This is a genomic window from Bradyrhizobium sp. Mp19 (assembly GCF_029952935.1).
Taxonomy (GTDB): Bacteria; Pseudomonadota; Alphaproteobacteria; order Rhizobiales; family Xanthobacteraceae; genus Bradyrhizobium; species Bradyrhizobium elkanii.
Genome location: NZ_JASAUT010000042.1, coordinates 14931 through 29588 on the forward strand (window position 1 = coordinate 14931; position 14658 = coordinate 29588).

The 14658-nt window shown below is 65.7% G+C and carries 11 protein-coding genes and 1 pseudogene; 4 read left to right on the forward strand and 8 right to left on the reverse strand.

Annotated elements, in window-relative coordinates; genetic code table 11:
- Positions 1-210: 210 nt before the first annotated feature.
- Positions 211-1893 (forward strand): phospholipase D-like domain-containing protein, encoded by a 1683-nt coding sequence (locus QJT82_RS32940; protein WP_028343279.1) that lies wholly within the window; start codon positions 211-213, stop codon positions 1891-1893.
- A gap of 60 nt (positions 1894-1953) precedes the next feature.
- Here QJT82_RS32940 and QJT82_RS32945 read toward each other — a convergent pair whose 3' ends face one another.
- Positions 1954-3057 carry an LLM class flavin-dependent oxidoreductase gene (locus tag QJT82_RS32945; protein ID WP_028343278.1) on the reverse strand — a complete coding sequence of 368 codons (1104 nt, stop codon included), beginning with the start codon at positions 3055-3057 and terminating at the stop codon, positions 1954-1956.
- A 105-nt stretch (positions 3058-3162) separates the two neighbouring features.
- Positions 3163-3801: a TetR/AcrR family transcriptional regulator gene (locus tag QJT82_RS32950; protein ID WP_028343277.1), complete on the reverse strand. Its 639-nt coding sequence runs from the start codon at positions 3799-3801 to the stop codon at positions 3163-3165.
- A 55-nt stretch (positions 3802-3856) separates the two neighbouring features.
- On the opposite strand from QJT82_RS32950, the gene QJT82_RS32955 reads away from it, so the two are divergent.
- Positions 3857-5368: an FAD-dependent monooxygenase gene (locus tag QJT82_RS32955; protein ID WP_210199795.1), complete on the forward strand. Its 1512-nt coding sequence runs from the start codon at positions 3857-3859 to the stop codon at positions 5366-5368.
- A gap of 99 nt (positions 5369-5467) precedes the next feature.
- Here QJT82_RS32955 and QJT82_RS32960 read toward each other — a convergent pair whose 3' ends face one another.
- The 5 genes and pseudogenes from QJT82_RS32960 to cobS form a co-directional block, all read right to left on the reverse strand.
- On the reverse strand, positions 5468-6580 hold the full coding sequence (locus QJT82_RS32960) for an NADH:flavin oxidoreductase/NADH oxidase (RefSeq protein ID WP_259245051.1): 1113 nt from the start codon (positions 6578-6580) through the stop codon (positions 5468-5470).
- 136 nt (positions 6581-6716) lie between these two features.
- Positions 6717-7805 carry an esterase-like activity of phytase family protein gene (locus QJT82_RS32965; protein WP_028343274.1) on the reverse strand — a complete coding sequence of 363 codons (1089 nt, stop codon included), beginning with the start codon at positions 7803-7805 and terminating at the stop codon, positions 6717-6719.
- Positions 7806-7808: 3 nt separating this feature from the next.
- Positions 7809-9701 (reverse strand): annotated as a pseudogene (gene cobT, locus QJT82_RS32970) (cobaltochelatase subunit CobT).
- Positions 9698-10108, reverse strand: coding sequence for a GNAT family N-acetyltransferase (locus QJT82_RS32975; protein WP_028343272.1), 411 nt, complete (start codon positions 10106-10108; stop codon positions 9698-9700). The pseudogene cobT and the gene QJT82_RS32975 overlap by 4 nt, the downstream one beginning before the upstream one ends.
- 3 nt (positions 10109-10111) lie before the next feature.
- On the reverse strand, positions 10112-11113 hold the full coding sequence (gene cobS / locus QJT82_RS32980; RefSeq protein WP_028343271.1) for a cobaltochelatase subunit CobS: 1002 nt from the start codon (positions 11111-11113) through the stop codon (positions 10112-10114).
- Positions 11114-11405: 292 nt separating this feature from the next.
- On the opposite strand from cobS, the gene QJT82_RS32985 reads away from it, so the two are divergent.
- The gene (locus tag QJT82_RS32985) at positions 11406-12068 is read left to right on the forward strand and encodes a DedA family protein (protein ID WP_028343270.1); all 663 of its coding nucleotides are present in this window, start codon (positions 11406-11408) and stop codon (positions 12066-12068) included.
- Positions 12069-12154: 86 nt separating this feature from the next.
- Here QJT82_RS32985 and QJT82_RS32990 read toward each other — a convergent pair whose 3' ends face one another.
- A complete protein-coding gene (locus QJT82_RS32990) occupies positions 12155-13378 on the reverse strand; it encodes a citrate synthase family protein (protein WP_028343269.1) in 1224 nt (407 codons plus the stop codon).
- A 76-nt stretch (positions 13379-13454) separates the two neighbouring features.
- Here QJT82_RS32990 and QJT82_RS32995 point away from each other — a divergent pair, with 76 nt between their 5' ends.
- Positions 13455-14549, forward strand: a complete 1095-nt coding sequence (locus QJT82_RS32995) for a citrate synthase/methylcitrate synthase (protein WP_028343268.1) — start codon at positions 13455-13457, stop codon at positions 14547-14549.
- The last annotated feature ends 109 nt before the right edge of the window (positions 14550-14658 follow it).

Consider the following 14658-nt stretch of genomic DNA (forward strand, 5'->3'; position numbering starts at 1 on the left):
TGAACGGGTGCAACGGTATGATCGATCTGTGATCCTGCCGACAGATCCGGTTGTAAATTATCTGGCATACTCTCCTTGCTAGATCAGCGGCCCGACGCCCGGAATGATCCGACGCAAGGATCGCCGGGCGAGGTTGACGCGCGGACGCGCCAAGGACGCATCACATTCATATCGACCGGATATTTCTCATCAGGGATTTGGAGCATCACCATGATTTCCACAATTCAGGCGTTCCCGACCACCGACGGCATCTTCGTGGTCTGGGAGGTCGCGGCAATGATCCCGGACTGTCTCGGCTTTGCGCTGTATCGTCAGCAGCAGGGCAAAAGCGCAACCGTGGTCGACACCTGGGTCGGGTTCGAGGACCAGGCGCAAGGCCACAAGCCGGGCGAACATCGGCCGAGCACCGAATGGCCGGTGCAGAAGACGAACTGGACCGATTTCCTGGCGCCAACCGACGCGCCGGTCCGCTATGGCGTCGTTCCGGTTCTCAAGGACGGCGCCACCAAGGTGAAGCCCGCCTACAGCGCGCCGGCGCAATGGACCGAATACGTCTCCGCAATGCCCTCGGGCCCGCTGAAGCCCTGGTTCAACCGCGGCACGATCTCGGCGCAATGGCTGTCACGCGCGATTGGCAAGGACAAGAAGCCGGCGCAAACCCTGGAGAAGGCGATCTCGACCAAGGGCAACAAGATCCGCGACTTCCTCAAGGGCCAGCTCGGCGCCCGCCTGCTGGCGCTGTTGGCCGATGCCAAAAAGAGCAAGCGCGACGTCTATCTCGCGCTCTACGAGCTCAACGACCCTGAGCTGATCGCCGCGCTGACCGCGATGAAGGGCAACGCGCACGTCGTGCTTGGGAACAGCACCGGCAAGTCCGACGCCACCGCCAAGGACACCGAGAAGAACGCCACCGTGCTGAAGAAGGCCGGCGTCGACATCGTCCGCCGCAAGATTGCGCCGAGCCGCTACGCCCACAACAAGTTCGCGGTGTTCTGCGACGGCGCGCAGAGGCCGAAGGTGGTCTGGACGGGCAGCACCAACTGGACCCGGACCGGGCTGTGCACCCAGAACAACAACGGGCTCGAGATCAGCGACGACAAGGTCGCGGCGGCCTATCACGACCATTGGACGGCGATCTACGCCGACGGCAGCAAGTCGCCGAAGGCGCTGGCCGTGGCCGGCGATCACGAATGGCCTTTCACCATCGGCGAGTCGAAAATCAGCGTCTGGTTCACGCCCACCACCAAGAGCGGCGACCTCAAGGAAGCCACCAAGATGATCGAGGACACCGAGCATGGCGCGGTGTGCCTGATGCTCAATCCCGGCAACAAAGGCTTGCTCGGCCCGATTCTGGAGAAGGCGCAGGACAAGAAGCTCTATGTGCGCGGGGTGCTCAACAATTTTCCGGCGCAGGGCAAGGACAGTCCGAAGGATCAGCTGCAGCTCTTGGCCGGTGACGGACAGCAGCAGGTCTTCAAGGGCAAGCAGATCGCCGACGTGATCCGGCCGGCCGGCATCGACAAGACCGCGGACTGGTGGGAGCACGAGATCAAGAACACCGGCAAATTCATGATCGCCGTGCACAGCAAGGTGATCGTGCTGGATCCGGCCGGCAAGAACCCGGTGGTCATGACCGGCTCGCACAATTTCTCCGACCGCGCCAGCACCAAGAACGACGACAACCTCATCATCATCAGGGGCGATTCGCAGCTGGCGCTGACCTACGCGGCGCGCATCGTCAGCATCTACGGGCAGTATCGCTGGCAGGCCTGGCGCAACACGCCGGAGGGCCAGAAGGACAAGGGTCTGAAGCGCAGCGACACCTGGCTGAGCAACCGCATCGGCAAGGGCTGGGCGGAGACCGAAACGCGGTTCTGGCTCGGCACCACCTGACGCCGGCGATCCGTCATGACTACGGGGCAGCGTTACCGCTGCCCCGTGCTCCTCATCGTCTCAGGTCGCCGCGCGGCCGACCGAGGCGTCGAGATGCTTCAGCCGTGGCAGCACCTCCTGCTTCAGGAGCCGCAGCGAATTGTGCCAGGCTTCCGGCTTGTGCTTGTAGTCGAAGCCGAACACCAGGAGCACGCCGAAGCCGCCGACCTCCTGGTAGATCTTCTCGATCTTCTCGGTGACGGTCGCCGGCGAGCCGACGATCCAGTTGTTGCGGGCGCAATATTCGACCGTGACATCGCTGTCCGGCACGTCGGGCGAAGCTTTCAAATAATCCTTGAAACCAAAGTGGCCGAGCAGCGGCAGGAAGTACTCGCCCATCATCCGGCCCATCATGTCGCCGGTCGACAGCTTCCATGCTTCCTCGTCGGTGTCGGCGACGAATACCTCGCGCACCATTCGCCAATCCTTGCGACTCGGCGTGCGGCCGGTCTTGGCCGCGCCCGCCTCCACCGAGTCCCAGTGGCTGCCGACATAGGCGGGGTTGAGGTTGAGGCTCATCGGAATGAAGCCGCGCTCGCCGGCGAGCTTCAGCGTGTCCGAATTCTTGGAGAGTCCCGCGACGCCGATCGGCGGATGCGGCGTCTGCTGCGGCTTGATGTGCGGTTTGAGGAAATCGAACATCGTGTCCGGCTTGGTCACGGTCCAGAACTTGCCCTTGTGGGTCCAGGGCGCCGGCTCGGTCCACATCTTCAGGATGATCTCGAGCGCCTCGCGGGTCATGTCGCGGTTCTGTCCTGACATGCCGTCGACATTGAACATCGCCCAGTCGCTCGGCAGGCCGGAGGCCGCGACGCCGAAGTTGAGCCGCCCGTTCGAGAGGTGATCGAGCATCGCGACGCGGTTGGCGAGCTCTGCCGGGTGATGATACGGCAGCAGGAAGCCGCCGGGCCCGATACGGATGTTCCTGGTCTGCAGCAGCGCTTGCGCGATCAGGAGATCGGGCGACGGATGCGGCTCCCAGGGCGCGGTGTGGTGCTCGCCGATCCAGGCTTCCTGATAGCCGAGCTCGTCGAGCCATCGCAGCGTCTGCAGGTCCCAGTCGTGGCCCTCCTTCAATCCGCACTCCGGCGGATGCGACGGCATCGCGAAGTATCCGAGTTCCATGGGTTTCCTCTCTTTGTTCGATGCGTGTCTTCCGCACGCGCTTCGAGAGTACCTGCCCCGGCTGCGGCAGAACAATGGCCTTGTCGCATCCGGCTCGGCCCGGATTTATGCGTAGGGCGTATCCTTCAGCATGATCGCGATACCGGAAAAGCTTCGCTCCATGATCCGCAGGAAGGTCTCGCGTGACGATGCAGCCGACCTGCGGGCTTTGTGCTCGCGAAGCCCTTCCGCATAGGCGACGGTCAGTGCCGTGACCACCATCGACGCGGCGAGCCGGGCATCGGCATCGGCGAGCGGGCGCTTGACGGCTGCCGCCAGCACGCTCGCGAGATCATTGATCAACTCGTCACGCATCTCGCGCGCCCGCGCCGAGAGCGCCGGGCTCTCGGCGACGGTGCGCCAGAATTTCGCCGTTGCATCGGTGAATTTCGCGAACGGATGCACGCGATCCGCCAGGCTGTGCACCAGCTTGCGGAGGGTCGCGATCGGCGCCTCGCCGGCCGGACGCTCGGCAAAGGCGGCCCGCAGCATCTGGCGGCTTTCCTCTTCACGGTCGAAGAACAGGTCTTCCTTGCGTGGAAAGTAATTGAACACCGTCATCCGGGAGACCTCGGCGGCTTCGGCGACTTCGGCCACCGAAACATTGTCGAAGCCGCGTTCCAGGAACAGCCCGGTGGCGACATCCGAGATCGCCTGGCGCGTCGCCTCCTTTTTCCGCTCCCGCAATCCGCCCTGATTTGACATGCGGGAATTTGTACCATACTAAATATTATACTGAGTATAAGTTTATGGTGACGGCGTGACGCGTGAACGAACCGACGTGGTTGTGGTCGGTGCCGGGCCGACCGGACTGCTGCTGGCGATCGAACTGACCCTGGGCGGCGCCGACGTGATCGTGATCGAGCGGCTGGCCGAGCCCGACCAGACCATCAAGGCCGGCGCGATCGGCGCGTTGGCAGGCGAGGCACTGGAGCGCCGCGGCCTCGGCGACGCGATGAATGCGGTCGAACGCGGCATGGCGGACAGCATGTCCAGGCTCATGAAGGGCGCGGGCGATGCGAGCGAACTGCCGTTCAAGAAATTCGGCGGTCACTTCTCAGGCATTTTCCTGATCGACCAGACACGTCAGCGCGAGCCGGACCGGCGGTTGCGCGGTGTCAACCAGCAAGCCCTGGAAAGCATGCTTGCCGAGCGCGCCCGCGCGCTCGGCATCACAATCAGGCGCGGCTGCGAACTGATCGATTTCGAGGATCGTGGCGATTGCATCGTTGCGCGGACCAAGGACACGTCCGGCGATATCGAGCTGCACGCTGCCTATCTGGTCGGCTGCGACGGCGGACGCAGCGCCGTTCGCAAGCGCGCGGGCTTCGCATTCCCCGGCACCGAACCGACCCTCACGGGACACCAGGCCATCGTCGACCTCGATCATCCGGATCGACTTCTGCCAGTCGGCTGGCGGCGAACGCCGGTCGGCATGATGGCGTATGGACCGATTCCCGGCCGGGTGTTCCTGGCCGAGTTCGACGGACCGCCGGCCGATCGCAGCGCGCCGGTCACGCGCGAGGAGATCGAGACCACCCTGCGCCGGATCAGCGGCGCCGACGTTCGCGTCACCGCCGTCAGGACCGCGACGCGCTTCACCGACAATGCGCGGCAGGCCGACAGCTACCGCAGGGGCCGCGTCCTCTTGGCGGGCGATGCGGCGCATGTGCACTCGCCATTCGGCGGACAGGGCCTCAATCTCGGCCTGCTCGATGCGGTCAATCTCGGCTGGAAGCTTGCGGCTGTTGTCTGCGATCGCATGCCTGAAAGCCTGCTCGACAGCTACACGGAAGAGCGGCATCCGATCGCGGCAAAAGTGCTCGCCAACACCCGCGCCCAGGTCGCCTTGATGCGGCCTGATGTCATGACGGACGCCTTGCGCGAGATCGTCGCGGACCTGATGAGCCTCGACGAGGGCACCCGCTACTTCGGCGAGATGATCAGCGGCATCAGGATCCGTTACGATCTCGGCAGCGACCATCCATCGGTCGGCCGGCTGTCCGGCAATTTTGCTCTCGGCGACGGCGGCGCGGAGACAACCCTGTTTGATCAGATGGAGGACGGCAGGGCCGTGCTGGTCGATGCAACTGATGGAGCTGCGTCAGCGATCGCGGCGCGCTGGGACATCTTCGTGCGATGCGTGCCAAGACGCGGCGGCCCTTCGCTGCTGATCCGTCCGGATGCCTGTATCGCCTGGGCGGCGGACGGCGAAGACTTGGCGGGCCTCGACGCCGCGCTGACGCGCTGGTTCGGTGCCCAAACAGGATGAATTGCATCGTCATTCCGGGGCGATGCGCAGCATCGAACCCGGAATCTCGAGATTCCGGGTTCGGTCCTGCGGACCGCCCCGGAATGACAGTGGGTGAACTTACCGCGTCCCGAACGTGGTCTTGCCGAACAGGGCCTTCTGCGTCGAGGGCTGCGAGCGCCAGTATTGCGGCGGCGCGCTCACCTCGCCGCCGAGCTCGGCGGCAGCGTGCCAGCCCCAGCGCGGGTCGTAGAGCATGCCGCGGGCGAGCGCGACCATGTCGGCCTTGCCGGACGAGACGATCTCCTCCGCCTGCTTCGCTTCCGTGATCAGGCCGACCGCCATCGTGGTGACGCCGGTCGCCTCCTTGACCGCCAGCGCCGCCGGCACCTGGTATCCCGGCCCGAGCGGGATCTTCTGCAACGGTGAGACGCCGCCGGACGAGACATCCATCCAGTCGACACCGCGCTTCTTCAGCTCCCTGGCAAACTCGATGGTCTGCGCAAGGTCCCAGGCGCCCTCGACCCAATCGGTCGCCGACACCCGCATGCCGATCGGCTTGTGATCCGGGAATACGGCGCGCACGGCATCGAACACTTCCAGCGGGAAACGCATGCGGTTTTCGAGCGAGCCGCCATAGCGGTCGGTCCGCTTGTTGGCGATCGGCGACAGGAACTGGTGCAGCAGATAACCGTGCGCGCCGTGCAGCTCGAGCGCATCGATGCCGAGCCGGTCGGCGCGCTTTGCCGACGCGACAAAGGCCTCGCGGATGCGCTTCAGGCCGGCATCGTCGAGCGCCGCCGGCGCAGCCTCGCCTTCCTTGTGCGGGACATCGGATGGTCCGACCGTCTGCCAGCCGCCTTCGGCAATCGGGATCAACTGCCCGCCCTCCCAGGGACGCTGGCTCGACGCCTTGCGGCCGGCATGGGCGAGTTGCATGGCGACGGCCGCTTTCGAATGCTTGCGCACCGAGGCCAGGATCGGCTTCAGCGCCGCCTCGTTGGCATCGTTGTAAAGACCGAGGCAGCCCGGCGTGATCCGGCCGATATCCTCGACATGGGTGGCTTCGATGCAGAACATCGCCGCGCCCGACAGGGCCAGCATGTTGATGTGGGTGAAGTGCCAGTCGTTGGCGGAGCCGTCGATGGCCGAATACTGGCACATCGGCGAGACCATGATGCGATTGGAGAGTTTCAGGTCGCGCAGTTCGATCGGGGAAAACAGGGTGCTCATGCGGCGGATATCCGGGATCGGGGAGAGGGCCCGGTTAAGATAGAGGCACCACGGCCGATCACCAACCGTCCGGAAGGCCGCGCAGGCCGCGGCGCAGATCAGCAATGTCCGCACCGCGTCCCTCCGGGCCGGCGCCTCAGTCCACCAGCGTGAACTGCAGCAGCAGATTGCGCTGGATCAGGGAGAAATTGTCGTCGGAGACCATGGTCAGCACGGTCTCGCCCTCCTCCGTGACATGGGCGTCGATGCCTTCCATATTGTCGATCTCGTTGCCGAGATCGGCATTGAAGATCGCGGGGCCATCGACCACGGCGCCGGGCGCGATATCGGACAGCGCGAGACGGCGGATGCGGATGCCGACGCCGCCGAACCAGGAGAATTTCCGCTCCAGAATCAACAGGCCGCCCGACGGCAGCAGGACCGCGTCGCTGACGTCGAAATTCTCGCTGCGGCGGACGCTGAACTGGCCCGGCGTCTTGCCGCCGACCAGGAAGGCGACCAAATTGCCGTTCGCATCGAGCCCGCGTTCCGAGAACGCGATCAGCGTGCCGGCGAGCAGCTGGCCCGTGGCCTTGGGCACGAAGACGAGGCCCTCCAGCCCCTTGTTGTTCGGAAGTTTGCGGGCCGCCGCCGGCAGCGGCACCACCTCGCCGCGCGCGCGGGTAAAGCCCTTGGCGAAATCGAAGCGCAGCACCTGGTTGACCCGCTCGAGCCCGACATAGGCGAACGAGCCGTCGAGCGCGAGCGATTCCGAATCATACCAGCCGCGGGTCACGGTGATCGGCCTGCCGTCGGCACCGAGCAGCGGCGCCGCCTCGACATCGTCGAGCCCGACCATCTCCCGGCCACGATAAACGATGCGGCCGGTGAACCAGCTGCCCTGGTCACTGACCGCGATGAAGCGTTCGCCCTTGGGATCGAGCCGTAGCGCGGAGAGGCCGCCGAAGCCGGAGAACGACGAGGTCAGGATCAGCCCGCTGCGATACTCCAGCGCGCCGAACCGCGTGCGCGCGCGATCGCGGGTGTCGAACGACGGCAGCGGCCGCGCGTTGACGTCGATCGAAACCGGTTCGTTGACCCGGTAGGGGCTCGGCCTCGCAGCCGGCCTCGGCGTTGCCGGCGGCTGGGTCGCGCTCTGCGCCTGCGCAAGACGCGGCAATGCGGCGGCCGACAGCCCCGCCGCCATGCCCTGGAGGAAACGGCGGCGGCTAGGGGGTGAGCGCATGTCTCACGAGTGGAGGCGGCGCCGGATGCCCGGCGCGGGTGCCGAGCCGTGAGTCTCGCTGAACAGCTCGGCGAGCTTTTCGGTGATGGCGCCGCCGAGCTCTTCGGCGTCCACGATGGTCACGGCGCGGCGATAGTAGCGCGTCACGTCGTGACCGATGCCGATCGCGATCAGCTCGACCGGCGAGCGGGTTTCGATCTCGTCGATGATGTGACGCAGATGCCGTTCGAGATAATTGCCGGGATTGACCGACAGCGTGGAGTCGTCGACCGGCGCGCCGTCGGAGATCATCATCAGGATGCGGCGCTGCTCGGGACGCGCGAGCAGGCGCTTGTGCGCCCAGTCGAGCGCCTCGCCGTCGATGTTCTCCTTGAGCAGGCCCTCGCGCATCATCAGCCCGAGATTTTTTCGCGCGCGACGCCAAGGTGCGTCGGCCGACTTGTAGATGATGTGCCTGAGATCGTTGAGGCGGCCCGGATTGGCCGGCTTGCCGGCCGCGAGCCACGCCTCGCGCGACTGCCCGCCCTTCCAGGCGCGCGTGGTGAAGCCGAGGATCTCGACCTTGACGCCGCATCGCTCCAACGTGCGCGCCAGGATGTCGGCGCAGGTGGCGGCGACCGTGATCGGGCGGCCGCGCATCGAGCCGGAGTTATCCAGCAGCAGCGTCACCACGGTGTCGCGGAAGGTCGCCTCCTTCTCATGCATGAAGGACAGCGGGTGATAGGGGTCGGTAACGACGCGCGACAGCCGCGCCGGATCGAGGATGCCCTCCTCGAGGTCAAAATCCCAGGCGCGATTCTGCTGTGCCATCAGGCGGCGCTGCAGGCGGTTGGCGAGCCGCGCCACGATGCCCTGCAGATGCGCGAGCTGCTTGTCGAGATAGGAACGCAGCCGCTCGAGCTCGTCATGATCGCAGAGATCCTCGGCGGCGATCACCTCGTCGAACTTCGAAGTCGGAGGCCAAGCGGTCTTAGGAAGACAAATATGTCTGGCAACTCCTTGGCTCACAGAACGACATGGCTACGATCCGACTTTCTCGCCGTCGTCGAACGTATCAGACGTGGAGGCCTGCGCGCTCTCCATCGCGCTTTCGCTCATCTCTTCCGCGGACGTCTGCGCCTGGTCGGCGCTCATCTCCTGCGCGGCATCGGAATCGGGCGAGCCCTCGGCGCCGGACTGATCGCTCTCGCCGTCCTGGTTCTCGTCCTGGTCGTCGTCATCGTCGGAATCCATGTTACGGTCGTCGCCGAGATCGAGCGCCGACAGCAGATCATGGACGAGATCGCCGAACCTCGCCTGGTCCTCGGTGAAACGGCTGAGCTTGTCGAGCCGCGAGCCGATCTTGTCCTCCAGGGTCGGACGCCAGAGATCGACCATCTTCTTGGCGGCCGCGGGCGGAGCCATGCCGGTGAGACGTTCGCGCACCAGCATCGCCAGCGCATCCGACAGCGGCGCGTCGGCGCGATCGGTGATCTCGTCATACTTGCCGCGGTGGAAATGATCGTCGAGCATCGCGGTGAGGTTCTTCGCAACGCCCGCCATCCGCCGCGAGCCGATCGCCTCGACGCGCGCCTGCTCGACCGCCTCGAACACGCCGCGCGCCTGCGGATTGCCCGGCATCAGCTTGCGATGCACCTTGGGGTCGTGACAGGCGATCTTGAGCGCGATCGAATCGGCGTGGCCGCGCACGATCGCCGCATCGCGCTTGGTCATCTTGCGCGCCGGCTCCGGCAGCCGCGCCTTGCCGGGCGCGAGCCCGGGGCGCTCGGCGGCGAAGGAGACCTCGAGCTCCGGCTTCTTGGCGATCGCCTTCAGGCACGCCGACACCGAGCGCTTGAACGGCTCGGTCGGCGCTTCCTTGGATCCGGGACGGAATTTGATGTTGGAGGTTGTCATAGCGATTTCGTAAACCAATGGCGCGTTACGCCGCCGGGATACCCCTCAATCGAACCGAACTCTTTATATCCGTTGGCGCGGTAGAAGCCCGGCGCCTGGAAGCTCATCGTATCCAGATAAGATCGCGTCGCTCCGAAGCGCCGCGCCTCGTCCTCGATCGCCTTGATCAGCTTCGCGCCAAAGCCCTTGTTGCGAAACTTCTGCTCCATCCAGAACAACTGGATGAACAACACTGCGGTCCAGACCTCGCCGACGATGCCGCCGACAATCTCGTCGCCTTGCCGCAGCGAGATGGCGAAGCGCTTGTACTTCTGCTTCCCCATCTTCTCGTTGTTGTAGTGGAGCAATCCGCCGAGCACCGCTTTCTTCGTCTGTGTGACTGTGCGCTCGACGGAGATTTTCGGCATGGACTAGCTGAGCGCCACGTTGACCGAGGATTCCGGCAGCTCGACGTTGAAGCAGCGCTGGTAGAACTCGGCGACCAGCGGCCGCTCCAATTCGTCACACTTGTTGAGGAAAGTGACGCGGAACGCGAAGCCGATGTCGTTGAAGATGTCCGAGTTCTCGGCCCAGGTGATCACCGTGCGCGGGCTCATCACCGTCGACAGGTCGCCGTTGGCGAAGGCGTTGCGGGTGAGGTCCGCCAGCCGCACCATCTTGTTGACGATGTCGCGGCCCTCCTGCGTGCGGTAGTGGCGCGCCTTGGCCAGCACGATCTCCACTTCCTCGTCATGGGCGAGGTAGTTCAGCGTGGTGACGATCGACCAGCGGTCCATCTGACCCTGGTTGATCTGCTGGGTGCCGTGATAGAGGCCCGAGGTGTCGCCGAGGCCGACCGTGTTGGCGGTCGAGAACAGGCGGAACGCCGGATGCGGCTTGATCACCTTGTTCTGGTCGAGCAGCGTCAGGCGACCGGAGACTTCCAGCACGCGCTGAATCACGAACATCACGTCCGGGCGGCCGGCGTCGTATTCGTCGAACACCAGCGCGATATTGTGCTGCAGCGCCCAGGGCAGGATGCCATCGCGGAATTCGGTGACCTGCTTGCCGTCCTTGACCACGATGGCGTCCTTGCCGACGAGATCGATACGGCTGATGTGGCTGTCGAGGTTGACGCGCACGCAGGGCCAGTTGAGGCGGGCCGCAACCTGCTCGATGTGGGTCGACTTGCCGGTGCCGTGATAGCCGGTGACCATCACGCGGCGATTCTTGGCAAAGCCGGCGAGGATCGCGAGCGTGGTCGCGCGATCGAAGCGATAGTCCGGATCGGTTTCCGGCACATGCGGATCGACTTCCGAATAGGCGGGAACTTCCAGATCGCTATCGATCCCGAAGACCTGCCGGACCGACACCTTCATGTCGGGCAAGCCGACGACGGGTTCTTGTGTTTTGGTCTGGACGGCGGTCGTCATTCATCCTCCGAGGTCACGGGCATTCCCGAAACCAGATTAATCGTTTGGCTGCGGATGGGGTGCTAGGCACAAGCCTAGCAGAGAGCAACGGCTGGCAGAAGCCCGCGGGCCAATCAAAGTTCCGTTGTCCTATCATGAAGATAGGTCCGGACGCCGGTTTTTGAAAGGCTGCCCTGCGAATCACGCCGTACTTTTGCCGCAGCGCGTGGGCGCCCTGGCTTTCCGAGGCACTTTTCACCCCGGCAGGGAGTTGTTAGCTCTCAAGCCCATATCACCGCTGCATGGGAATTTTGTGACTTCATTCCTTGACCCGTTCATCGCGTTCGTTTCGGCCCATGCCTGGCTTGCCTATCTGACACTGTTTCTGGCCGCCCTGCTGGAAGCGGTTCCGGTGATCGGCTCCCTGGTGCCGGGTTCGACCATCATCCTGGCGTTGAGCGCGCTGGTGCCGGGCGGGGAACTGAAGCTGCTCCCGGTGCTCGCCGCGGCGGCCGCCGGGGCGATGCTCGGCGACGGCACCGCCTACCTGATCGGCCACCGCAGCCAGCGCGAGATCCTGTCGGCCTGGCCGCTCTCCAACTATCCGCGCGTGGTTGCGCAGAGCGAGGCGTTCTTCAATCGCTGGGGCGTGCTCGCGGTTTTCTTCGCCCGCTTCGTGCCGCCGATCCGCGCCTTCGTGCCGATCACCGCCGGCGCGCTCGACATGCCGCCGGCGCGCTTCTACGCGGTCAACATTCCCGCGATCCTGCTCTGGGCGACGGCCCATGTGCTGCCCGGCGTGCTCGCCGTCACCGCGCTGCACGACTATGCCGGCCTGCCGCACCATGGCCATGTCGGCAAGCATCTCTGGATGTTTGCGGTCGCGGGCGGAGCCGTGATCCTGGCGCTGGCCGTCTGGACCATCCGCCGCCGCCATGGCGGCAGCCTGATCGAACCGGCCAAGCCGAACAAATAGCCCGATCTCTTTGCGCATGATCTCCGAGCAAACGCATTCGCGTTTGTCGCGCGGGAAAACCGGTCCCCACTTTTCCGGATCATGCGCTAGAGGCTGTTGGTGGTCCCGCCACGCCCGGGTGCCGGGCCGACATAGCGGGCACGCGGCCTGATCAACTTGCCGAGTTGAAGCTGCTCGCTGGCATGTGCGATCCAGCCGACGCTGCGGGCCATCGCAAACAGCGCCAGCTCGCTGCCCGCCGGCATCCGCAACGCATGCACCAGCACCGCCAGCGCGTAATCGATGTTGACGAATTCGCCGGTCGCCTCCGCGATGCGCTCCGGGACTTCCCTGGTGAATTTGCGCGGCGCGCCGGCCCGCGTCAGCGCCTCGAGCAGCGAGATCGCGCGCGGATCGCCCTTCTTGTAGACGCCGTGCCCGAAGCCGGCGAAACGCTCGCCAAGCGCGACGCGCTCGCGAACCACCGGCGCAACGTCGTTGTCGAGCATCGTCTTGACGAGGCGCGAGGCGAGCACGCCGGCACCGCCATGCATCGGTCCCTTCAACGCGACGAGACCCGCGATCACGGCGTCGTACAGATTGAGCCCGGTCGATGCCGCGCAGCGCGCGGTGAAGGTCGACGCGTTCAATTCATGATCGGCGAGCAGCACCAGCGCGCGGCGAATCAGATCGGGCGCGTGCTTGTTGTCGGGCGTCCAGACCCGCGCCACCTGCTCGTGCAGCGGCTCGTTCGATGGCGCCGCATTCAGCATGGTCGCGACCAGCAGCCGCAGGATGCGGCCGCCGACCATCGCGCGGCCGTCCGGCGCGCGCGTGAAGGCGCCGGGATCGGCACTTGCCGCCAATGCCAGCACGGCCACCGTGCGGTCGATCGGCTGGGCGCGGCGCGCGGCCTCAGCGATGGCGCGCATTTCGTCCGAGACCCGCGGACAATTGTCCGGCGCGAACGGATCGACGCCGGTAACGTCCCACAGCAGCGTCGCGGTGTGCTCCAGCGTGTCGCGCTCGGCGAGCTCGACGCAGTTGACGCCGCGATAGATCGGGCCCTGCTCGGTGATGGTCGCGATCGCCGAATCCATCACCGGCAGGTCGGCGTCGAAATTACGAAAGCCGCGCGGCTCCGGCGACGGCACGCGGCGCTCCTTCAACCCCCTGATGTCCTCGGCGCGGTAGCGGTGGCTGCGCGAATCCGGCGACGGCTCGGAGCGGATCAGCCCGCGGCTGACATAGGCGTAGAGGGTCGCCGGCGAGATCGCGAGCTCGGCCGCGGCCTCCCGGGCGGAGAGGTAAAGCTCGGCGGATTTTTTCATATTGATTTATATAATCAAGATTGATCAATCCGTCGAGAGGCCTGACCTTGAAGGAGTGAAGCAAGGAGATCAGGCCATGAATATGCATCTCACCAAGAGCCAGATCGGTCTGGACGGCGTTCCCGCCGCCGAGACCGTGTTGAGCCACGTCGACGGCGAGCGCGGCGAGTTGATTATCGCCGGCGAGCACGTCGCCGACCTCGCGGACAAGTCGAGCTTCGAGGGCGTCACGGCGCGGCTGTGGAACGGCGCCACCGGTAAGGCGCTGAGCGAAGCCAATGTCCGCGCCAGCCTCGGCGCCGCCCGCGAACGCGCCTTCGCCCGGCTGCCGGACCTGCTGCCGGCAACGCGCGGCATGTCGATCGTCGACGGCTTCCGGGCCGCGATCGCAGGCCTCCGCGGCGAGAACGGGCTGGAGCATGAGGCGACCATCGTCGGCGCCTTCCCGGTGATCGCCGGCGCCCTGGTCCAGCACGCCAGGGGACATGCCCCGATCGCGCCGGACCCGAATGCCGGCCACGCCGCCGACACGTTGCGGATGCTGCTGAACCGCAAGACCGAGCCGCGCGAGGTCGCCGCGCTCGACGCCTATCTCGTCACGGTCTGCGATCACGGCATGAATGCGTCGACCTTCACCACGCGGGTGATCGCGTCCACCCAGGCCGATCTGTTCGCGGCGATCACCGGTGGCTATTGCGCGCTGACCGGCCCGCTGCATGGCGGCGCGCCGGAGCCGGTGCTCGAGATGCTGGACGCGATCGGGACGCGCGAGCGCATCAAGCCCTGGGTTGACGGCGCGCTGGCGCACGGCGAACGGCTGATGGGGTTTGGTCACCGCGTCTATCGCGTGCGCGACCCGCGCGCCGATGTGCTGAAGATCGCGATCGAGCGCCTCGAGGCCAGTGGTGCCGACCTGCCATTTGCCGCCGAGGTCGAGGCCTATATCCGCGAGGCGCTGCGGAAGAAGAATCCGGAGCGGCCGCTCGAGACCAATGTCGAGTTCTTCACCGCGATCCTGCTCGATGGGCTGGAAATCCCGCGGCAGGCGTTCACGCCGATCTTCGCGGTGGCCCGCGCCGCCGGCTGGACCGCGCACGCCCTGGAGCAGCGGCGCACCGGACGCTTGATCCGGCCGAGTTCGTCCTATGTCGGGGCGATGCCGAAGGGCTGAGAGTTGACCGCGAAACCGTAGCCCGGATGAAGCCAACGGGTCGCGCGAACGCGCGCCCGATGACAGGCTCCGCGAAATCCGGGAGCGGTCCCACCGCGGATAGAGGTGC

What these genes read in the sequence shown, in the direction of transcription:
- QJT82_RS32940 (WP_028343279.1), top strand. Translation starts at nt 211, where the DNA reads ATGATTTCCACAATTCAGGCGTTCCCGACCACCGACGGCATCTTCGTG.
- QJT82_RS32945 (WP_028343278.1), bottom strand. Translation starts at nt 3,057, where the DNA reads ATGGAACTCGGATACTTCGCGATGCCGTCGCATCCGCCGGAGTGCGGA.
- QJT82_RS32950 (WP_028343277.1), bottom strand. Translation starts at nt 3,801, where the DNA reads ATGTCAAATCAGGGCGGATTGCGGGAGCGGAAAAAGGAGGCGACGCGC.
- QJT82_RS32960 (WP_259245051.1), bottom strand. Translation starts at nt 6,580, where the DNA reads ATGAGCACCCTGTTTTCCCCGATCGAACTGCGCGACCTGAAACTCTCC.
- QJT82_RS32965 (WP_028343274.1), bottom strand. Translation starts at nt 7,805, where the DNA reads ATGCGCTCACCCCCTAGCCGCCGCCGTTTCCTCCAGGGCATGGCGGCG.
- QJT82_RS32975 (WP_028343272.1), bottom strand. Translation starts at nt 10,108, where the DNA reads ATGCCGAAAATCTCCGTCGAGCGCACAGTCACACAGACGAAGAAAGCG.
- cobS (WP_028343271.1), bottom strand. Translation starts at nt 11,113, where the DNA reads ATGACGACCGCCGTCCAGACCAAAACACAAGAACCCGTCGTCGGCTTG.
- QJT82_RS32990 (WP_028343269.1), bottom strand. Translation starts at nt 13,378, where the DNA reads ATGAAAAAATCCGCCGAGCTTTACCTCTCCGCCCGGGAGGCCGCGGCC.
- QJT82_RS32995 (WP_028343268.1), top strand. Translation starts at nt 13,455, where the DNA reads ATGAATATGCATCTCACCAAGAGCCAGATCGGTCTGGACGGCGTTCCC.